The organism is Marinobacter daqiaonensis (genome assembly GCF_900115285.1).
GTDB classification, from domain to species: Bacteria; Pseudomonadota; Gammaproteobacteria; order Pseudomonadales; family Oleiphilaceae; genus Marinobacter; species Marinobacter daqiaonensis.
Window position 1 is genome coordinate 52,825 of the sequence record NZ_FOYW01000003.1, and the last position, 19,932, is coordinate 72,756.

Genomic DNA, 19,932 nt, shown 5'->3' on the forward strand with positions numbered 1-19,932 from the left:
CGCCACGGCACGTTTCCGGACGAGGTGATCGTGACGCCCACTGATGCGGAGACCGCGACACATCACCTGGCCTGGATCTGCCGGGCGCCCCAGCTGCTGTCCGCCGGAACCAGTTTCGACCTGTCGGCCTACTTGCCGGCTGATGCCTTTTCCCGCCTTCGTCAGTGGCAAGAGCACCCGGACATGCGCCCGGCGGTGCTGGACGAGCCAGCGAACCCCCGCCTGGGGCATTACTTCGAGCGGCTCTACCAATGCCTTCTCACCGACCTGCTGCGCTGGCAACTGCTGGCCAGCAATGTCCAGGTGCGTGATGACCAGGGCAGGACCATCGGCGAGCTGGACTTTCTGGTGCGTAATCCCTCCACCGGCAACGTGGAACATCATGAGGTTGCGGTGAAGTTCTACCTGGGCTATCCGGCCCGCGCCGGCGGCGGGACGTTATGGTACGGACCCAACAGCCAGGACCGGCTGGACCTGAAGAGCCGGCGCCTGCTGGATCACCAGAGCCGCCTGACCGGGCGGCCGGAGACCCGGGCCCTGCTGATGGATCTGGGTATCCACGGGCCCGTGGTGCCGCGGATCTTCATGCCCGGCTACCTGTTCTACCCCTCTGGCGCGGTGGTCAGCCTCCCGGATACCGTGCCCCGGAATCACCTGCGGGGACACTGGCTTTATCATCACGACACCGGAGCCATGGATACCCGCCACTGGGTGCCCCTGCGCAAGCCCCACTGGCTGGGCCCCTGGTGGCAGGCGCAGCCGCCGGACGAGTCAGCATCGGCCGCTGCACTGGCAAGTGTAAAGGAGCAGTATCGTCCACGCCTGTTTGCCGCCCTGGAGCATTCCCCCAAAACAGGACTATGGCAGGAGACGGCGCGCACATTTGTGGTGCCAGCCCGCTGGCCGGACGGGTCACCGGCCCCCAGGTGAATTTTTGACCAGGGCCGCTTCCTGAGATCCCGGGGCCAACTTCCGGGAAGAGAACTTTGCTGGCTGAGGTTCTGTGCTAGGCTCACTGATACACCAGAAACCGAGCACAGAAGGAGATGGCCATGTACCTGTCCGTTGAACTGAGCTTTTATCCGATGACGGAGAATTTCAAACCGCCTATCAAGGATGTAGTCGATCGCCTGAAGAAGAGTGGCCTGGAAGTTTACGCCGATCGCATCAGCTCTGAGGTATTTGGTGAGTACGACCAGGTCATGAGGGTCCTGTCCGACACCATGAAATGGTCCTTCGAGCAGTATGGTGAAGCCGTCTTCGTGGCCAAGTTCATTAACGGCGACCGCCGACCGGAAGAGTAACGGACCGTCACCAGGGCTTCATCACTCTGTCACCGGCATATGATCCGGGAATACATCGAGGCCGAAGTGCACCCGGTGGAAGGTGTGGCCCCAGAGATTTCTGCTGGAGGACATAATGGTCCGGGATGTGGGCACAATCGGGATTTTTCCCGACTGGCCAGCTGCGCTTCGGCCCGTACTCTCTCAGAAAACTGAACTTCCCTGAAAGGGCACGGTCCGCTACTCTTGAAGCATCTTTGATGTATCAAATTGAACCGGATCCATGTCTGTCGAACTTTTTACCCGCCACTTTCTCGGCACATTCTTTCTGTTGATCGGAGTCCTTTTTGCCACCCGTGCAATGGGTCTCTCTGCGCGCCTTGGCTTCTCCCACATCCAGTATGGCCGTTCCGGCTCCGCCGCCTGGTGGAACCGACAACTGTTCAATATCTTTCGGGCGGCAATCCTCGGTGTCTGCCTGGTACGGATGTTCGCAGACATTGATCCCTGGCTTGGCGTCTTCAGCTGGCTATACCAGCCGCCGGTGCTGCTGCTGGGCGTGTTTATGCTGCTGTGCTCCTTCGGCCTGGCCAGTTACCTGCAGGCGTACATGCATGAGGACTGGCGGTCCGGAATCGCGGTGGAAAACAGACCCGGGCTGGTCACATCGGGGCCCTATGCCCGCAGCCGCAACCCGTTGTTCCTTGCCGTGATACTGGGCCAGCTGGGATTCTTCCTTGCGCTGCCCAGTGTGTTCTCACTGGCGTGCCTGGTGGTGGGGGTGTGGGTGATCCGCCGTCAGGCACTGGCGGAAGAGTCGGCCCTGGCCGAAAGCTACGGCGAGCCGTACAGGCAATACCGTCAGCGGGTTCCCCGCTGGCTATGACACCCCGGAAGGTCGGCGTTTTAACCTGACGGGCCCATCAGCGGGTCAGGGGCAGCAAGGCTGTAATGGCCACCAGCGGCGCCAGTAACACTCCCCAGCCAAAGGGGGATTCCAGCCCCAGCAGGGTGGCGCCACCGATGACGCACCACACCATGGGGATGGGCAGCAGCAGGGCGCACCGCCAGCCTCTGGTCAGACCCAGTACAAGGCCAAGGGTCGCGACCGCCAGGGGCTCCGGGTACAGCAGCCAGGTGTCCGCCGCTGCCCAGTTCCTCTGGTCCACCAATACCCCCAGGGGATGGATCAGCCCGCCCCAGGCAACCAGCATTAATGACAGACCCTTGCGGTGAGGCTGGGCAGGGGGCTGTGGCGGTCTTGCTGCTGTCAGCAGGAGAGCGCCTCCCTGAAACAGGAAGGGGGCGATCGTCCAGGTCACCCAGGGATTAATGGTGCGGTACTCGAGCCAGAGGAAAGACAGGCAGACAAAGGCCCAGGCCACTGCGGTCAGGGCCAGGCTGGTGCGAATGAACGCGGGCGCCTGCCGGTACAGGGCCCATAACAGCACCAGTGCCATCAGTGGCGCCAGCAGGGGCAGGGGCCAGAAAGCATCGTTATTGCCGGCCACCAGCTGCCAGTAGACCCGGGGCGAGAACAGCAACAGGTCCCCGGGGCGGTAGCTAAACAGGGTTTCCACGGCAATGCCTTATGGTCAGGTGCACTAGTATAAAGACCGGATGGTGTCCGAGATCCGCTCCCGGAAGTCATGGTCAGGCAACGGTCCGGTAGCGGCGGCGAGGTTCTCCCGGACATGGTCAACGCGGGTTGTGGCCGGGATGGCGCAGGTGACAGCGGGGTTGCTGAGAATGAACTTCAGAATCAGCTGGGCCCAGGAGCTGGCGTCCACCTCGCCTGCCCACTCCGGCAGCGGATCACCGGCCAGGCTTTCGGTCAGTGCGCCCCGGCGGAAGGGGCGGTTCACGATAACGCCTATGCCTTTTTCCCGGGCCAGTGGCAGCAATCTGTCCTCTGCCTCCCGGTCAACCGGATTGTAGGTCAGCTGAATAAAGTCGATGGGTTCGGAGCGCATGATCCGTTCCATCTCGTCGTGACGGCGGCCGTGGGAGGTGGTGATGCCGATATAGCGAACGGTGCCTTCCTCCTTCATGGCCCGAAGGGTTTTCATGTGAGCCTGCCAGCTGACCAGATTGTGGACCTGCAGCAGGTCGAATCCCTCGATCCGCCAGAGGTCGGCGGATTCCCGGCTCTGGGGCCTGCCCTCGTCACCATCCCGGGTCCAGATCTTGTCTGCGGAAAAGACCTCATCCCGGGCGTTCAGCCTGTCGAGACCATAGCCCACGGTATTCTGGGAGGAGCCGTACATCGGGGAGGAGTCGATCATGGCGCCGCCACCGTCAAAAAAGGCGGCCATTACGTCGGCGCAGCTGTCCAGGAGGCGCTGGTTGTCACCCACGTTAAAGGTGATCCAGGTGCCAAGCCCTACAGAGGGAACAGCCTCCCCGCTGGAAGGGATGGTGCGTTCAAGCGCCAATGGTTGCCGCCCCTGGGCCAGTGACAGCGGTAAGGGCAGGGCGGAGAGTGCGGTGCCGGCGGCAAGCATCTGCAGCAGCCGGCGGCGGTGTATCGACCACTGGTGGTCCATGGGGAACCTCCGTTCAGGTGGCGGCAGGAGCGCCTTCCTGCCATTACCCGGACGGGACACTGTTTGGGTCAGCCGAACAGCTTCACGGCCAGCTCGGCCACGTGCTTGCCCTGGAAGCGGGCGATTGCCCGTTCACGGTCGTCCGGCTGCCGTGACCCGTCACTGCCGGCAAGTGTAGTCGCACCGTAGGGTGTGCCGCCACTGACCTGGGAGATATCGAACAGCTCAGGTGTCCCATAGCCAATGGGCACGAGGATCATGCCGTGATGGGACAAGGTTACCCAGGTCGTGGTGATGGTCTGCTCCTCGCCGCCACCAGTTCCGGTGGAGGCAAAGACGCTGGCCAGTTTGCCGAACAGTTTGCCTTTGGCCCAGAGGCCACCGGTCTGGTCAAAGAAGTTGCGCATCTGCCCCGCCATGTTGCCGAAACGGGTGGGGGTGCCCACGAGAATCGCATCGTAGTCCGCAAGATCCTCGGGCCTGGCCACATCAAACTTCTGATCGGTCTTGCCGCCGGCATCGCGGAAGGCCTCGGCATCCATCGTCTCGGGTACCCGCCTGACCGTCACCTCTGCACCGGATACCGCCCGGGCTCCCTCTGCCACGGCCTCTGCCATGGTTTCCATATGACCGTACATTGAGTAGTAAAGAACCAGAACCTTCGCCATGGGTAACCTCCTGGGATTCACAGTTGGGCGGCCGCTAACCGCTATACGGCCATCATCCTAGTTCAGGTTACCCTTGGACCAAAAACGGAATATTTCGACCCCTTTCTTCAAAAGAACTGATGGTTACCGGTCCGTTCCGCCGGCTTCATCTGTTTCCGGCGAGGACTATACTGGACGGAACCTTCACAACACGCTCTGGAGTCCTTTATGCAATACCTGCACACCATGGTTCGAGTCAGCAACCTCGATGAATCCCTTCATTTTTACTGTGATCTGCTGGGTCTGAAGGAGGTCAGCCGCAAGGATGTGGAGAAGGGCCGCTTCAGCCTCGTTTTCCTGGCGGCCCCGGAGGATGAAAAGAGGGCCCTGGAAGAGCGGGCGCCGATGATTGAGCTCACCTGGAACTGGGACCCGGAGGAGTATTCCGGGGGGCGTAACTTTGGCCACCTGGCCTACCGGGTAAGCGACATCTATGCCCTCTGCCAGCGGCTCATGGATGGCGGCGTCACAATCAATCGGCCCCCGAGGGATGGCCGGATGGCGTTCGTGCGGTCTCCCGACGGGATCTCCGTCGAGCTCCTTCAGAAAGATGATCCCCTGCCGATAAAAGAGCCATGGGCCAGCATGGATAACACAGGCAGCTGGTAAGGCCCTCTGGGTTTTTTAAGGCGCCAGCGCCCCGCCCATGACCGGTGATCCCCGTGTGGATGCGGCCAGGAGTGTGCACAAGCGAATCACGGTTTCGGGCCAGGAGCCGGAAAACCTGCGCACGTGCACCTACCTGAGCATGGGCACCTTCATACTCCCCGGCACCACCAGCGTCATCATCGTTATCTATGTGCCTCTCTTCGTGAACGGCAGGCAGTGGGGAGTCATGACGTCGGGCATTGTTCCCGGGGCACTTGGCGTCGACCTCAACCAGTAGCCGGGGCATTCCTCTGCAGCCAGGCTCCCAGCTGGGCCGCCGACATGGCACCGCTCTGGCGGCTCACTTCCTTGCCATTGCGGAACAGGATCAGGGTGGGGATGCTGCGGATACCGTAGCGCCCCGCGCTCTGCTGGGCCTGCTCCGTATTGACCTTGGCGAACGCGACCTTTCCTGCCCATTGCCGCGCTGCGGATTCGAACGCCGGTGCCATGGCCTTGCACGGTCCGCACCAGCTGGCCCAGAAGTCCACCAGCACCGGCAGGTCCGACCTGGCGATGAAGGCCGGCATGCCGCTGTCAGTCAGCTCGGCGATGTCGCCGCTGGCCAGGGGTTGTTTGCAGGCGCCACAGTTTGGCTGCTCCCCCAGGCGGGCCGGGGGTACGCGATTGGTTTTCTGGCAATGGGGGCAGATCACGTGGGTAATGTCGCTCATGGGTTCCTCTCCGGTGTTTCTGGTTGATGTGGGGCAGTCCCGGGCCGGATTCAAGCCGTTGTTGGTGCTGGTGGTTGCATGGGGATTTGTCACGGGTGGTAAGATGCCCCTTTTCACCACTGGAACCACATCATGGGTCTTCTATTCGAGCAGATTGACAGCAAGCCCTCGCCCCTGGGAGAGATCACCCTCCGCCGCCGCAGGATCCCGGCCATTGGTGATCGGGATATCTATGAGGTGAAGCTGGGGGACGAGTTCCTGATGTCCAGCATGTTCGTGGAAGCGGAGGTCGCCCTGGCGGACCTGGCCCTGGATCTGACCACCGGAGACAACCTGGCGGTGGTGGTTGGCGGACTGGGGCTCGGGTATACCGCCGAGGCTGCCCTCAAGCACGACCGCGTGAATGAGTTGCTTGTGGTGGATGCCCTGGAGACGGTTATCCAGTGGCACCGGGACGAGAAGGTCCCCCTCGGCCAGGTGCTTAACGACGACCCCCGCTGCCGCTACGTGCATGGCAGTTTCTTCGAGTTGTCGGACCCGGCGGAAGGCTTCGATCCCGCCCGTCCCGGCCGTCTGTTCGATGCCATTTTGCTGGATATTGACCATTCGCCCCGGGCGCTCCTTAATGAGACCAACGCCAGCTTCTACAACGCCGACTCACTCGGTCGAATGGCGCGACAGCTGAAGCCGGGGGGTATGTTCGGCATGTGGTCGAACGACCCGCCCGATGAGGATTTTCTGGCGGTTCTGAAGGAGGTCTTCCTTGTTCCGGAGGCGCGGGTGGTGTCTTTCTACAACCCGTTCCAGAACCGGGAGGCCACCAACACGGTTTATCTGGCCCGGGCCCGCGGCGAGGCACGGTCGTGACGGAAGTCACTGTGGACTGGTCCTCTGCCCTTGCTGCCGTCTGGCGCAGGCACCGCCAGGGTCTGCGGCCCATCAGGCGGCTTGACCCCATTCGCTGGGATCAGCTCCGGGGTGTGGGGCGTCAGCAGGACGCCCTGGCCCGCAACACCGAGCGCTTTATTGCCGGCGAGCCGTCCAACAATGTATTGCTCTGGGGTTCCCGGGGCACCGGAAAGTCCTCCCTGATCAAGGCGCTGCTTAACCGTTACGGGGATCAGGGGCTGCGTATGATCCAGGTGGACAAGGACGACCTGGTGGACCTGCCGGAGATTGTCGATGACATCGCCGGGCAGCCCTACCGCTTCGTGATTTTCTGCGACGATCTTTCCTTCGAGGCGGGGGAGTCCTCCTACAAGGCTCTCAAGAGCGTACTGGAAGGCTCCCTGGAGCTGCCGCCCGAGAACGTGCGGGTATACGCCACCTCCAACCGGCGCCACCTGATGCCGGAGTTCATGGCGGACAATCTCAGGAGCGAGGTCCGGGACGGCGAACTGCATCCGGCCGAGGCCATTGAGGAGCAGGTGTCCCTCGCGGACCGATTCGGTCTGCAGCTGTCGTTCTATCCCTTTCCCCAGGACACCTACCTGGAGGCTGTCGACGCGCTGTTCCCGGGGGTCAGGGACCGTGAGGCGCTCCACCGGCACGCCCTCCGCTTCGCAACCAGTAGGGGCGTTCGCAGTGGCCGGACGGCCCAGCAGTTCTACCGCCAGTTCAGCGGCGATTTCGAGTAGCGGGTCAGGGCGCTGCCGGCAGGTCAATCCGGAAGCGCGCGCCTTCCAGGCCATCCGAGCAATGGTTGTCGGCCCGAACCCGGCCGCCGTGGTGCTCGGCGATCAACCTCACGATCAGTAATCCCTGGCCCAGGTGGCCCTCGGCATTGCCGCCGCGAATGGAAACGAAGGGGTTGAAGATATCCCTGGCGAGAGCCTCCGGCAGGGCGGAGCCTTCGTTGAAGACCGTCAGTTGCAGCTGGTCACCCTGGCGGGAGAGCGTTATCAGGATGAGTCCTCCTTCCGGGGTGAAATCCCGGGCATTGTCCACCAGCTTGTCCAGCATCTGAACCATCAGTTCCGGTGAGCCGGTGAGGGGGGCCCCATGATCTGGCCCCTGGTAGCGGATCCGGTGCTCCGGTGCCAGAGCCTGGTAGGCCCCGGCAGTTTCCCTCAGCACCGGGTCGAGGTCGAAAGTTTCCTTCTCGGCATGGTCGAAGCTCTGCTCCAGCCGCGCCGCCTCGCTCATGCCCTGGAGGATCTGGCTGAGGCGGTCGGTGGCGGCACGGGCCCGGTCACGGTAGTTCCGCCGCTCCTTGTCGCTGGAGGCGTGATCCAGGTTGTCCAGAGAGGAGCGAATGACGGCCACCGGCGTTTTCAGCTCATGGGACAGTCGGCGGGAAAAACTCTCCAGGTAGTCGGTATACCCCTGCAACCGTTCGACCATCTGGCTGAACTGGCGGCTGAGTTCCCCGAGTTCGTCCTTCGCACTGCTGGCGGGCACCCCGGCGAGAATGCGACCGTCCGGGTCCACACTGGCCCTGACCGCCTTCTGGAGCCGCGCAATGCGCCAGGACAGCCAGCTGGCATAACCCAGCAGCACCAGCATCAGGGCGACGATCAGCAATGCGCTGCGGGCAATGACCGATCCCAGGGTACTGCCGGACAGGGCAAGAATGCGGTCAAGAGTCTGTTCAAGCACCAGCAGACGGCCATCCTCGAGGGGCTCGGTCACCATCAGCAGACGTTCCCCGTCCGGATGTTCCACCAGGCCGGGCCCGGGTCGGTCGGCGAGGTATTCGCTGCTGGCGTCAAAGGCCGCTGGCTCAGGCTGGTTGAGGCGCACCAGTGCACGAAGGCCATTGAGGACGATTCGTTCGAGAATTTCCAGGGGGCCGAGGTCGTCCAGGTCGGTAGTGGCATCTGCGAGCGGGCGGTGACCATGACCAGTCACCCAGCCGGCGGGCTCACGTACCAGGACCCGCTGCCCCACCGCCAGCAGGTCGTCGAGCCGGGCTTCCAGTTCCGGAAGGCGGCCCCCCAGGGTCGACGGTGGCTGTTGGGATGTCCCCAGGCTGTGGCTGATTTCCGGGTTATCCGGGTCCGGCCAGACAACTTCGAAACCCAGGCGCTCCCCGAATCCGGGGCGGGGCAGACGCAACTCCAGCTGATAGCCATCACTCCGGCTTTCCCAGTGACCGGTTACCCGGTGATCCTGTCGGCGGGCAGTGTCCGGTACCTGGCCGACCACCCGCCCCGGCGCGGCGGTGCGTACCAGGCGTTCCCTGATTTTACCTTCGTCCTGCCATCGAAGCCGCAGGAATTCATGGGGCTGGCCGGGAGCGGCTGGGTTGAAGTAAACGGGGCGTCCCCAGTTGGTACGGATCAGCAGGTAGAGATGACGCCCATGAACTGACGCCTGCCAGGACAGCTCAGTCGAATCGCCGTGGACGGTCTGCCAGGGCTGGTCGTCATATTCGTAGCCGGGCCAGTCATCTGCGTAGCCGTCCAGGTTTGGCGGCCCCGACAGCTGGCTGGCGTAGATGATGTCGTTGCGATGCTCCACCGGCGGAACGGAGGAGAGCTCGGTTTCAGCCAGGCTGGCCATCCGTCGCGCCTGGGTGCCGAGCTGCTCGGCGGCCTGGTCACGCAGGGCTTCATCCAGCTCAAGCACGAACTGCAGTCCCGCCCACGGGATCATCAGCATGAGCAGGCTGGCCAGCAATAACTGACGCTTGAGGGTCACTTCCTAGATCTCACGGGCATTCCAGCGATACCCCATGCCATAGGCGGTCTGGATGCCGTCGAACTCTGGCGCTATCTGCTGGAACTTGCGGCGAATCCGTTTTATGTGGGAGGTGACGGTATTGTCGTCCAGTACTGTGCTGGCTGCCTGCATCAGCTGATCGCGATTGCGGATGTGGCCGGGGTGCTGGACGAGGGCGTGCAGCATCCAGAATTCTGTGACCGTCAGTTCCAGCGGTGTGCCGTTCCAGGCAACGGTCATGCGATCAACATTCAGGGTAAGCCGCCCCCGCTCCAGCACTTCGTCCGGGCGCTGGAGTGCTTCGGCCCAGGCATCCGCCCGGCGCAGCAGGGCGGTGATGCGGGCCAGCAGGTGATCCAGACTCATGTCCTTGGTGACATAGTCGTCCGCTCCCAGGCGCAGGCCGTGAACCGAGTCGATATCGCTGTCGCGGGCGGTCAGGAAGATGATTGGCAGAGTGGCGGACTGCCGACGCAGATCCTGGCACAGGTCGAAGCCTCCTTCTGGCTCGTCGCCCAGTCCCACATCGATGACGGCCAGGTCCGGCAGACTGGTCCTGAGCCCCGACAGCGCAGCGTGACGGTCACCGTAGACCGACACCCTGTACCCCCGACGCTCGAAAGCATCCCGATAGTTTTCCCGGATGGCGGGCTCGTCCTCCACCAGAACAATGTGTCGTTTCATGGCTCTCCAGCTTCGGTGATCGTCAGCGTGAGCCCAATGTAACCAGCCCCCCTGCACGGTAACAAGCGTGAGGGAGCGGTTTTTGCCGGTTTGCCACAATTCATCATTTTCCGACCCGTTCCCGGACAGGTTGATGCACAGGATGGTCGTTTCGTTCCGTTTCAATGGTGCGCAGCTAAGGCACCGCACCCATTGATCACAGGAACCGAGTCATGCCGCAGATAATGCTATTGCCCCTCTATCCCCGTCCGGCCCTTCGTCGCCTCTCAGCAAACCCGGAACACCAGAACCTTACCCGGCGGCGGCGATGGGAGGGCGCCAGCCTGTGGCTGGCCATGTTGATGCTGCTACTGGTGCAGCCGCTGTTCGTGGAGGCGGAAGCGCATGACAGTCGCCTTCCACAGGGCCCCGGGGAGTTTTGCTCACCGAAGCAGAGCCGAGAGGCGCCGTCCCGGACATTGGCAGGCGGAGTTGAACCGGAGCTCGCCCGGGCAGCTGGCCCTGATCGTGTGGGAGCGTAATGATGGGCCGTATCCTTCTGCTTGCATTTTCGATGTCCGCCACGGTGCTGGTCGCCGGACTGTGGATTCCCCTGAAGGCCGTGGTCGCCCAGGAGGTGCTCACCCTGGCCTGGGCCCGCAGCCAGGCGGCCCGCTTGGAAAACCGGCCCTGGTCAGGGGAAGATGCCGGGCCGGCCCCTGCCACCAACGACGGGCCAGGGCTGAGAGCTTGCATGCGCCCGCAAATCCCGGCAATCTCGGGGTCATTCTCAACCGATGGCCGGGCTCATACCCGGCCATCCTGTCCTGACCAGGGAGTATGCGCGGATGAACCTGATTCTGTTTCTGATTATCGGTGGCGTGGCCGGCTGGCTGGCCGGACTGATTATGAAAGGCCGCGGTTTCGGTGTTCTTGCTAATGTCGGTATCGGTATCGTCGGTTCATTTCTTGGCGGATTCGTATTCAGGCTGCTGCAGCTTTCTCCCCAGGGAGCCATCGGTGAGCTTGTGACGGCGACCGTTGGCGCGGTGCTTTTGCTGGCTATTGTCGGCGCGATCAAGAAGGATTGAATAGATGTTGATGCCGGTTACTGCCATTTTCGCCGCTGTGACAGCGGTTTTACTGCTGCTTCTTTCCCTTCGGGTGTCGATGTTTCGCCTCAAATATGGCCAGGGTCTCGGAGTGAACGACGATCGTGGCTTTGAGGTGGCGGTCAGAACCCAGGGTAACCTGGTGGAATACGCCCCCATGGCACTTATCCTGATGGCGGTGGGGGAGCTCAACGGTGTCGGGGCCCAGTGGATTTACTGGGTCGGAATGGCATTTGTCGGCGGCCGCCTCCTGCATGTCTTCGGCATGTTCAACGGCAACGGTGGCCCCCATAAGGCCCGGCTGGTGGGTACTCTGCTTACCTGGCTGAGCATTCTCGTCATGGCTGTTCTGGTGGTCTGGAACGTCATTCAGGTCCGGCCCTGACAATGGGGCTCCGCTAAACGGGAAACGCCTCCCGAAGGAGGCGTTGTCGAGCCCTGATCCGCAGGGTTACACCATCAGCGCAAGCCCCGACGATTCCCGCTCCAAAAGTTCCTCGCTCCGTTCCAGCCGGGGCTGTGTTTCGGCTGGGATCCTGTTTTCGGGTTGCATTACCCTGGCCTGTTCCACTGGCACCTCCCTGTTGGCCTGGGCCGCTTCGAGAGCTGCTGCGCGGGCAATCAGCTCCGGCCTATCCAGTACTAGTACGGTCATGTCACGTTCCTTATATTATTGGGTCAGGCTATTGTTCTTATGCCCGCATACTATCGTTTGTCCCCGGGGGCTTGGCAACACCTTGTTGCCATTCGGGAAGGTGCGCCCCCACCGCTCTGCTGATTGAATGGCATTGCCGTGACATCTGTATGACATGCGCTGTTCCTCGTTCTCGTGGGTTCATGCTTATTACAGCGGGAAAAGCTGGCCCTGCTGTGTTAAAACCCGATCAGGAAACCGATCAATTGTGCGCAATAGTGGCCGCCGATGCTGATTATCCCCGCTGAAAAAAGCCTGGACTGGAAGAACCCGCCCTGGATGACCCTGGCGCTGATGCTGGCTTGCCTGGTTATTTTTGTGTTCTACCAGGGCAAGGACCCCAGGCTCCTGCACACGGCCGTCCAGCACTATCTGGATCAGGGGCTTGACCGGTTGGAAGCGCCGATCTACGAGACTTACCTGGAGCGGGAAATCCGGCTGGAAGGAGAGGCGGATCGGAGGACGGACCTCGAGGCCTTCCGTGAGACTGTGGCGGCTGGCGAGCGGGCCAGTCTTGCAGTGACCATGCTGATGGATCGACCGTTCTTCGACTACCTGCTGGCCAACCGCGACCTGCTGATGAATGGGCGGCAACGGCAGTACTGGACCGAGGCTCGTGTTCCCATCCAGCAAAACCTGATCAATGAGATCAGTGCCTATGAGGCGGGGCTGGTGCCCGCGGAGCCAAGTCTCTACACCCTGGTGTCGTACCAGTTCCTCCACGGGGGCTGGGGCCATCTGATCGGCAACCTGGTCTTCCTGTTCCTGTTGGGATTCACGGTGGAGAAGGCTCTCGGGCCCGGGCGTTATCTGTTGGCCTATCTGATGTGCGGGGTCTTCTCGGCGCTGATCTACACGGGATTTTCCTGGGGCAGCAAGATTCCGCTGGTGGGCGCGTCCGGGTCGATCTCAGGACTGATGGGAATGTACGTCGCCTTCTTTGGAATGCGCCGGATCCGGTTCTTCTATTTCCTGGGGGTGTATTTCAACTACTTCCGGGCGCCGGCCCTTGCCATCCTGCCAGTGTGGATCGGCAAGGAGCTCTACGATTACTGGGCGGCCGGGTCCACGGGTATTGCCTACATGGCCCATGCCGGCGGCCTGGTGGCTGGTGCAGGGCTGATCCTGCTGCTGGGCAAGGGCTGGTTCCAGGCCCGGGAGGCCTTCCATGAACCGGAGCAGGAGGAGCAGGACCGGCAGTTTACCCATGACTACGCCGATGCCATGGAGGCCCTGGCGCGAATGGATTTCACTCTTGCCAGGAAACGGTTCGAAGCCCTCTGGCGGGACTATCCCGACCGGCCGGTCGTCCTGGAGCATCTTTACCAACTCGCCAAGCTGCGTCCGGACCTGGCGGAGTACCGACAGCGGACCCGTGAGCTGCTTAACCAGTATCTGAAGCTGCAACAGCCCGACAACCTCCTGCGCACCTGGCAGGAATATCTGGAACTGGGCGAAGCTATCCATCCCCTGGAGGCCGAGGAACATAACCGGGTACTGTTCGCGGCTTTGCGCCAGGATGACCTGAAGGTCGCTGAAAAAGCCTTTGCCCGGGTAAGGGATACCGGCCACCGGGAGCTTGTTCGGGAGGCAGGCAGGCTCCTGGCGGACGAATTCGGTAAACGGCGAATGGAACCCAAGGCCAACGAGTACCGGCTGCTGCTCAAAACACTGTAAGCCGACGTGGGGGCGGTTTCATCAGCCGGTTCATTTCCCCTGGATCGTCCGTCCCCTGAACCGGTCAGTTCCGCTTTCCGTACATTGGTGTATTGTCGCTTTTATTTACAAATTATTGAAATTGTTGAATAAAAGTATTTTCGGCCGAATTTTGTTTCGATGGGGGCATGACAGACGCGCACTGAATAAGGCATTATTTCTGACGATTTTCCGCTCGCTGGTTTCTGCTGGGCGGAACCGTATTCCACAACCGTGACACTGGCAGCACAGTAACTCCTCGACAACATGCCTGATCGATATCTCGCAGGCCGGTGCTGCCCCAAGGAGAGCAAGCATGACTGATCTGGATACCTTCCGTCAGGAAACCCGGGCATGGCTTGAAGAGAACTGCCCCCAGAGCATGCGTTCCCCCTTCGGCAGCGAAAAAGAAGTCTGCTGGGGTGGCCGCAATTTCAAGTTCTACAGCGAAGACCAGCGCCTGTGGCTGGAGCGTATGGCGGAGAAAGGCTGGACAGCGCCGGACTGGCCCACGGAATACGGCGGTGGCGGTCTGAGCCGTGCCGAGCACAAGATTCTGCTGGAAGAAATGGCCCGCATCCAGGCTCGCCCCCCACTGAACAGCTTCGGTATCTGGATGATCGGTCCGGCCATTCTCAAGTTCGGTTCCGAGGCCCTCAAGCAGCAGCATCTGCCGCCCATCGTGCGCGGAGAGATCCGCTGGTGTCAGGGTTATTCCGAGCCAGGTGCCGGCTCTGATCTTGCCGGTCTGCAGACCAAAGCCGAGGACAGGGGCGACCACTTCATCGTCAATGGTCAGAAGATCTGGACCTCCTATGCCGACAGGGCCGACTGGATGTTCGCCCTTGTGCGGACCAATCCGGACGTCAAGAAACAGGAAGGCATCAGCCTGGTGCTGTTCGACATGGAGACTCCCGGAGTTTCCACCCGTCCCATCAAGCTGATCTCCGGCGAATCCCCCTTCTGTGAAACCTTCCTGGATGATGTCCGGGTCGAGAAGGACCAGGTGGTGGGTGAAGTGGACAAGGGCTGGACCATTGCCAAGTACCTGTTGACCCACGAGCGCAGCATGATCGGCAACATGGGCAGCACCGCCGCCGGCCAGAAGACCCTGCCACAGCTGGCGGCCAGTGCCGTTGGTCTGCAGGACGGCAAGCTGGCGGACACGATGCTCCGTGCTGAAGTGGCATCCTGGACCATCGACTCCATCGGCTACGAGCTGACGGCAGAGCGGGCAAGGGACGAAGCCAAGGCTGGCCAGGGCGTGGGTAATGTTTCCGCCATGCTGAAATACGCCGGTACCGAACTGAACAAGCGTCGTTACGAGTTGCTGGTTGCCGCTTATGGCAGCGAAGGCCTGATCTGGGAGGGTGACAGCCGCCCCGCCGGCGCACTGCCCCAGCAATGGCTGCGCACGAAGGGCAACTCCATCGAAGGCGGTACCTCTGAGGTTCAGCTGAACATCATCGCCAAAAACATTCTCGGACTTGGCTAAGGGCGGAGAGAGACATGCAAAAGCTTGTACTGACTGAAGAACAACAGATGCTCAAGGATGCCGCCCAGGGTCTGTTCAGCGACCAGGCGCCGGTGTCCCAGTTGCGCAAACTGCGGGACGAGAAAGATCCTCTGGGCTACGTGCCCGAGTTCTGGAACCAGGCGGTTGAACTGGGCCTGGCCGGGACCCTGATTCCCGAAGCCTACGGTGGCTCGGAATTCGGCCACGTTGGTATGGGCCAGGTCATGGAGGAAGGGGGTCGCACCCTGGCGGCCTCACCGCTGTTTGCCTCTGGTGTTCTTGGGGCCTGCGCCCTGATGCTGGCAGGCCACGGCAGCCAGAAGGATATCCTCAAGGATATTGCCGCGGGCACCCACCTGATGGCCCTTGCCATCGATGAAACCGGCCGTCACCAGCCTGCCCGGGTGGCTACAAAGGCAGAGGCCCAGGGCGACGGTTTCGTGCTGAACGGTAACAAGACCTTCGTGGTTGATGGCCATATTGCCAACACCCTCATCGTATCCGCTCGCACCAGCGGTGGCGAGCGGGACGAGCAGGGCATCACCCTGTTCCTGGTGGACGCCAATGCGGAAGGCGTCTCCGTCGAGCGCACCATCTTTCCGGATGGTCGTAACTACGCCAAGGTTGAGCTGCAGAACGTGGCTGTCGGTGCTGATGCCGTTCTAGGCCCGAAGGATCAGGGCTATGAGTCGCTACAGAAGGTGCTCGATATCGGCAACGCCCATCTGGCGGCGGAGCTGCTGGGCCTGTCCAGTGAGGCTTTCGAGCGGACCGTGGCCTACATGAAGGAGCGTAAGCAGTTCGGCGTTTACATCTCCTCCTTCCAGGCGCTGCAACACCGCGCCGCCCACATGTGGAGCGAGCTGGAACAGGTGAAGTCCATGGTGCTGAAGGCCCTGATGGCGCTGGATGCCAGTGATGACCAGGCCTCCCTCCTGGTCAGTGCCGCCAAGGCCAAGGCCAGCCAGGTGGCAGAGCTGGTCACCAACGAGGGTGTGCAGCTCCACGGCGGTATGGGCATGACCGATGAATTCGATATCGGCCTGTTCATGAAGCGGGCCCGTCCGGTCCAGCTGCTGCTGGGGGATTTCCGCTATCACGCCGACCGGGTGGCCACCCTGAAGGGCTTCTGACGGACCGATCCCGACCGTTGTAACAACGGACGTATCAGGCAGGCCGGCTCAGAATGAGCCGGCCTGTTTCGTTTCTGCCGCCGGGCCAAAGCTTGCCCTGGGGCCCTTCAGTGGTTCCTGCCGTTTTGCCTGCTCAAGGTAAGTATTGATCGCCTGCAGCCGTTGCTCATCCGTCGTGCTTTTGCCCGCGAATCTGAGGAAGCTGATGGCCTTTTCCCATTGCTCGAAGCCATTGGCCAGGGTGCGCGCCACAAGGATGTAGGCCGGTGCAATCTGCTCGCTACCAGGGAACCGCTTGTGGAAGTCCTTCAGCAGGCGCAGTGCCTGGCGATAATCCTGCTGGTGGAACAATAGGTCTGCGGCGTCCACCACCAGTTCCGGGTCCTGGATCCGGAAATCCGGGTCATGGCGGGCGAGCACTGTCAGGAGGGTTCTCACTTCCTGGTGTTTGCGGTGGGCGATCATCCATCGCAACAGTTTGACGTGATGCCTGGCCAGGTCCTGAACGTCGTTTCGTGCCAGGGCCAGTTGATACAGTTGCGACAGCCGGATCGGATTGTGGGTGTCCCTCTTCAGGGCCTCCTCCAGTATGCCGGCGACCAAGTTGTAGTTTCCTTCCTTGAGGTTCATGTCGATATCGGCATCGACACGGCGGGTGCGGTCCCGCTGGCTGGATTCCGTTGTCGGCAGATCTTCCTGGAAGTCACTGGCGAAGCCCAGCTCCTCCTGATACTGGAACAGCAGGTATCCCAGCATGTGGAACAGCATCAGGGTGTAGGTGCTGTTGAGAAAACCCGCGAGGGGCTGGGCAATGGCAGGGTCAAGGTGACTGGCGGCGAACTCCTGGGCGGCACCGGAGGCCAGGGTGAGGAGAATCAGGAAGCCGTACAACAGGAAGTAGGGCCAGCCGATGCGGGAGATCAGGGTGGCCAGGTTCAGGGGATTGATGGCCGCAACCACCGAATGTTCCATGGCCAGCACCATGATGGAGGCCGGCAGCGCCAGAATCGCAAAGGCGGCCACCACCATGGCCGGCAGCGGGCCCAGGAAAATGCCGGAGGCCACCACCAGAGCAACCATGGCAACAAAGACAAGAAGCTGCTGTATGACAATGGCGAAACCCTCACCGGTATAGGCGGTGGCCACCGGCGGCGGCTTCATATGACCTTCCGCGGTGTGGCGGATAACCGCGTAGGTGTACTTGAACAGCGCCAGCAGCAGCACGAAGGAGATCACCACCCCCAGGATGTCCTGCTGCAGGAACAGGGGGACAAAGGTACAGACCGCGATCACAATCAGTGGGTCCGCATGGAAGGGATAGCGGAAAAAACGGGACAGGCGCAGCCAGAACGGCTCAACCTCCGTTGCCGCCCCAAGATAACGCATCGTCCGCCCACAATGGGGACAGAGCCCGTGCTGGCGTCGGGCATCCGCGTCCGGCATGCAGGCACTGCAGTAATGCAGCTGGCATTCGCGGCAGTGCCACTTGGCGGGGTCGCCCGGGTGGTAATGGCAGTCGTTTTTCACGGGTCGCGTCTTCCATAAGGCAGTTAGCGGTATGATTGCAGATACGGCAAGATCGAGCCAGGTCAGGCATCATACGGTGGGGAAAAAGCAGTTTATCCGACTGTGCCGGCCAAACTGATCGCCTTGAGCAACCCAGACCGCTGAAATCTACGTAAGCTTCAGGTAGCCTGCGCGGGAATCGTGGCATCCCGCCGATTCTCTGTCCCAGCCCGGAGCTGCCTTGAACGCACCTGCACCAACACCCGACCAGTCGTCGCAGTCCGCGGACCAGCGCCACTACACCTGGAGCACCATTTTCAGGCTGGCCCTGAAGCACCGGCCACGGCTGGCGCGTGCCAATCTGCTGGCCATCTGCGCCACCCTGGTCAGTGTACCCATCCCGCTGTTGCTGCCGGTACTGGTGGACGAGGTTCTGCTGGACGAGCCCGGTCCGGTATTGCCGGTGATGAACCAGGTATTGCCTGCGGGGTGGGAGACACCGGTGGTCTACATCGGGCTGATGGTGCTGGTGGCGTTCCTGCTGCGGATTGCCGCCCTGGGTTTCAACGTCCTGCAGTCCCGGGAGTTCTCCAAAATTTCCAAGGACATCATCTTCCGCATGCGCAGCCGGCTGCTGGAGCGGGTGCAGCGGGTGTCCATGTCGGAATACGAGACCATGGGCTCGGGGGCGGTGAGCAGTCATTTCATCACCGACATGGACACCATTGACGAATTCCTCGGCACCACTATCAGCCGCTTCATCGTCGCCAGCCTGACCGTGATCGGCGTCGCCTGCGTGTTGCTGTGGGTCCACTGGCAACTGGCGCTGGTGATCATGCTGTTCAATCCGGTGGTGATCTACATGACCATGGTGATCGGCAAGCAGGTGAAGGACCTCAAGCGCCGGGAGAACAAGGCCTACGAGGAATTCCAGGGCGACCTGACCGAGACCCTGGACGCCATTCACCAGCTGCGGGCCGCCAACCGGGAGGGACACTATATCCGCCAGCTGGTGGAGCGGGCCCGCAGTGTCCGGGACTATGCCATCACCTTCCAGTGGCGCAGCGATGCCGCCGGGCGGGCAAGTTTTGCCCTGTTCCAGTTCGGTGTGGACAGCTTTCGTGCCGCCGCCATGGTGGCGGTGCTGTTCAGCGACCTCAGTATCGGCATGATGTTCGCCATCTTCGGCTACCTCTGGTTCATGCTGACGCCGGTGCAGGAAATGCTGAACATGCAGTACGCATGGTATGCAGCCAATGCCGCGCTGGCCAGGATCAACCGGCTTCTGGACCTCAGGGAAGAGCCCCGTTACCCGGCCCTGCAGAACCCGTTTCGAAACAGGCATACGGTCAGCCTGACCCTGCGGGACGTTCATTTCCGTTATGCCGACGACGAGCAGGTGCTGGCGGGTATCAACCTGCATATAGAACCGGGAGAAAAAGTGGCGGTGGTAGGTGCCAGTGGCGGCGGAAAATCCACTCTGGTGCAGGTCATTCTTGGCATGTACACGCCGCAACAGGGAGAGGTATTGGTGGATGATGTGCCTGTCCAGCAGATCGGATTACCCTGCCTGCGAGAGCATGTGGCCACCGTGCTCCAGCACCCGGCGCTGTTCAACGCCACCATCCGCCAGAATCTCACCCTGGGGCGGGACAAGGCCGATGACGAACTATGGCAGGCCCTTGCCATCGCCCAGATGGACCACACCGTTGCCGAGATGCCCCGGCAGCTGGATACCATGGTGGGACGGCAGGGCATCCGGCTCTCCGGGGGGCAACGGCAGCGACTGGCCATCGCCCGGATGATCCTCACCGATCCGTCCCTGGTGATCCTGGATGAGGCCACCTCGGCACTGGATGCGGAAACCGAGTTCCAGCTCCACAAGGCGCTGGAGACATTCCTGGAAAAACGCACCACGCTGATCATTGCCCACCGCCTCAGTGCCGTTAAGCAGGCGGACCGCGCGGTGGTCTTCGAAGACGGGAAAATCATCGAGGAGGGGCAGCACGACGAGCTGATCGCCCAGCGTGGCCTCTATGCCCAGTTGTATGGTGAGCGGCAGGCGTAGCAGGCCGCCTGCTTCCGGTTTGGC

The 19,932-nt window shown here is 61.8% G+C and carries 22 protein-coding genes; 14 read left to right on the forward strand and 8 right to left on the reverse strand.

The window, feature by feature from the left end; genetic code table 11:
- The first annotated feature begins 30 nt into the window (after nucleotides 1–30).
- The 3 genes from BM346_RS15385 to BM346_RS15395 all read left to right on the forward strand — a co-directional run bounded on the left by BM346_RS15385 (nucleotide 31) and on the right by BM346_RS15395 (nucleotide 2,169).
- Nucleotides 31–930 (forward strand): DUF1853 family protein, encoded by a 900-nt coding sequence (locus tag BM346_RS15385; RefSeq protein ID WP_227662796.1) that lies wholly within the window; start codon nucleotides 31–33, stop codon nucleotides 928–930.
- A 122-nt stretch (nucleotides 931–1,052) separates the two neighbouring features.
- Nucleotides 1,053–1,304, forward strand: a complete 252-nt coding sequence (locus tag BM346_RS15390) for a YkoF family thiamine/hydroxymethylpyrimidine-binding protein (RefSeq protein ID WP_092015208.1) — start codon at nucleotides 1,053–1,055, stop codon at nucleotides 1,302–1,304.
- A gap of 262 nt (nucleotides 1,305–1,566) precedes the next feature.
- Complete coding sequence (locus BM346_RS15395; protein WP_092015211.1) at nucleotides 1,567–2,169, forward strand: methyltransferase family protein; 603 nt, start codon at nucleotides 1,567–1,569, stop codon at nucleotides 2,167–2,169.
- Nucleotides 2,170–2,206: 37 nt separating this feature from the next.
- On the opposite strand, the gene BM346_RS15400 is transcribed toward BM346_RS15395, so the two are convergent.
- The 3 genes from BM346_RS15400 to wrbA all read right to left on the reverse strand — a co-directional run bounded on the left by BM346_RS15400 (nucleotide 2,207) and on the right by wrbA (nucleotide 4,497).
- A complete protein-coding gene (locus BM346_RS15400; protein ID WP_092015214.1) occupies nucleotides 2,207–2,863 on the reverse strand; it encodes a DUF6064 family protein in 657 nt (218 codons plus the stop codon).
- Between the two features lie 24 nt (nucleotides 2,864–2,887).
- Nucleotides 2,888–3,829: an aldo/keto reductase gene (locus BM346_RS15405; RefSeq protein WP_092015217.1), complete on the reverse strand. Its 942-nt coding sequence runs from the start codon at nucleotides 3,827–3,829 to the stop codon at nucleotides 2,888–2,890.
- A gap of 68 nt (nucleotides 3,830–3,897) precedes the next feature.
- Nucleotides 3,898–4,497: an NAD(P)H:quinone oxidoreductase gene (gene wrbA, locus BM346_RS15410; RefSeq protein ID WP_092015220.1), complete on the reverse strand. Its 600-nt coding sequence runs from the start codon at nucleotides 4,495–4,497 to the stop codon at nucleotides 3,898–3,900.
- A gap of 207 nt (nucleotides 4,498–4,704) precedes the next feature.
- On the opposite strand from wrbA, the gene BM346_RS15415 reads away from it, so the two are divergent.
- Complete coding sequence (locus tag BM346_RS15415; RefSeq protein WP_092015223.1) at nucleotides 4,705–5,145, forward strand: VOC family protein; 441 nt, start codon at nucleotides 4,705–4,707, stop codon at nucleotides 5,143–5,145.
- A gap of 37 nt (nucleotides 5,146–5,182) precedes the next feature.
- Nucleotides 5,183–5,422, forward strand: a complete 240-nt coding sequence (locus BM346_RS15420) for a hypothetical protein (protein WP_092015226.1) — start codon at nucleotides 5,183–5,185, stop codon at nucleotides 5,420–5,422.
- Here the strand turns inward: BM346_RS15420 and trxC are convergent.
- Complete coding sequence (gene trxC, locus BM346_RS15425; protein WP_092015229.1) at nucleotides 5,412–5,858, reverse strand: thioredoxin TrxC; 447 nt, start codon at nucleotides 5,856–5,858, stop codon at nucleotides 5,412–5,414. The genes BM346_RS15420 and trxC overlap by 11 nt on opposite strands.
- A 132-nt stretch (nucleotides 5,859–5,990) precedes the next feature.
- On the opposite strand from trxC, the gene BM346_RS15430 reads away from it, so the two are divergent.
- Together BM346_RS15430 and BM346_RS15435 are read left to right on the forward strand one after the other, a co-directional pair.
- Nucleotides 5,991–6,725: a polyamine aminopropyltransferase gene (locus BM346_RS15430; protein WP_092015232.1), complete on the forward strand. Its 735-nt coding sequence runs from the start codon at nucleotides 5,991–5,993 to the stop codon at nucleotides 6,723–6,725.
- Nucleotides 6,722–7,495 (forward strand): ATP-binding protein, encoded by a 774-nt coding sequence (locus BM346_RS15435; RefSeq protein WP_092015235.1) that lies wholly within the window; start codon nucleotides 6,722–6,724, stop codon nucleotides 7,493–7,495. Before BM346_RS15430 ends, BM346_RS15435 begins: the two co-directional genes overlap by 4 nt.
- 4 nt (nucleotides 7,496–7,499) lie before the next feature.
- Here BM346_RS15435 and BM346_RS15440 read toward each other — a convergent pair whose 3' ends face one another.
- Both BM346_RS15440 and pdsR read right to left on the reverse strand, forming a co-directional pair.
- On the reverse strand, nucleotides 7,500–9,500 hold the full coding sequence (locus BM346_RS15440; RefSeq protein WP_092015238.1) for an ATP-binding protein: 2,001 nt from the start codon (nucleotides 9,498–9,500) through the stop codon (nucleotides 7,500–7,502).
- Nucleotides 9,501–9,503: 3 nt separating this feature from the next.
- A complete protein-coding gene (gene pdsR, locus BM346_RS15445; protein ID WP_092015241.1) occupies nucleotides 9,504–10,205 on the reverse strand; it encodes a proteobacterial dedicated sortase system response regulator in 702 nt (233 codons plus the stop codon).
- Nucleotides 10,206–10,417: 212 nt separating this feature from the next.
- Here pdsR and BM346_RS15450 point away from each other — a divergent pair, with 212 nt between their 5' ends.
- From BM346_RS15450 to BM346_RS15460, 3 genes are all read left to right on the forward strand, one after another.
- A complete protein-coding gene (locus BM346_RS15450) occupies nucleotides 10,418–10,726 on the forward strand; it encodes a hypothetical protein (protein ID WP_092015245.1) in 309 nt (102 codons plus the stop codon).
- A 306-nt stretch (nucleotides 10,727–11,032) separates the two neighbouring features.
- On the forward strand, nucleotides 11,033–11,275 hold the full coding sequence (locus BM346_RS15455; protein ID WP_092015248.1) for a GlsB/YeaQ/YmgE family stress response membrane protein: 243 nt from the start codon (nucleotides 11,033–11,035) through the stop codon (nucleotides 11,273–11,275).
- Nucleotides 11,276–11,279: 4 nt separating this feature from the next.
- Entirely contained in the window at nucleotides 11,280–11,681 is a 402-nt protein-coding gene (locus BM346_RS15460; protein ID WP_092015251.1) for an MAPEG family protein, read from the forward strand.
- 66 nt (nucleotides 11,682–11,747) lie between these two features.
- Here the strand turns inward: BM346_RS15460 and BM346_RS15465 are convergent, their stop codons facing one another.
- Nucleotides 11,748–11,951 (reverse strand): hypothetical protein, encoded by a 204-nt coding sequence (locus BM346_RS15465; protein WP_092015254.1) that lies wholly within the window; start codon nucleotides 11,949–11,951, stop codon nucleotides 11,748–11,750.
- Nucleotides 11,952–12,218: 267 nt separating this feature from the next.
- Between BM346_RS15465 and BM346_RS15470 the strand changes: the two genes are divergently transcribed.
- From BM346_RS15470 to BM346_RS15480, 3 genes are all read left to right on the forward strand, one after another.
- Nucleotides 12,219–13,667 carry a rhomboid family intramembrane serine protease gene (locus tag BM346_RS15470; RefSeq protein ID WP_092015257.1) on the forward strand — a complete coding sequence of 483 codons (1,449 nt, stop codon included), beginning with the start codon at nucleotides 12,219–12,221 and terminating at the stop codon, nucleotides 13,665–13,667.
- Between the two features lie 334 nt (nucleotides 13,668–14,001).
- The gene (locus tag BM346_RS15475; protein ID WP_092015260.1) at nucleotides 14,002–15,180 is read left to right on the forward strand and encodes an acyl-CoA dehydrogenase family protein; all 1,179 of its coding nucleotides are present in this window, start codon (nucleotides 14,002–14,004) and stop codon (nucleotides 15,178–15,180) included.
- 14 nt (nucleotides 15,181–15,194) lie between these two features.
- Complete coding sequence (locus BM346_RS15480; RefSeq protein ID WP_092015262.1) at nucleotides 15,195–16,334, forward strand: acyl-CoA dehydrogenase family protein; 1,140 nt, start codon at nucleotides 15,195–15,197, stop codon at nucleotides 16,332–16,334.
- A gap of 48 nt (nucleotides 16,335–16,382) precedes the next feature.
- Here the strand turns inward: BM346_RS15480 and BM346_RS15485 are convergent, their stop codons facing one another.
- Entirely contained in the window at nucleotides 16,383–17,861 is a 1,479-nt protein-coding gene (locus BM346_RS15485; RefSeq protein ID WP_092015265.1) for a hypothetical protein, read from the reverse strand.
- Nucleotides 17,862–18,081: 220 nt separating this feature from the next.
- Here BM346_RS15485 and BM346_RS15490 point away from each other — a divergent pair, with 220 nt between their 5' ends.
- Complete coding sequence (locus tag BM346_RS15490; RefSeq protein WP_092015268.1) at nucleotides 18,082–19,908, forward strand: ABC transporter ATP-binding protein; 1,827 nt, start codon at nucleotides 18,082–18,084, stop codon at nucleotides 19,906–19,908.
- Nucleotides 19,909–19,932: the final 24 nt, after the last annotated feature.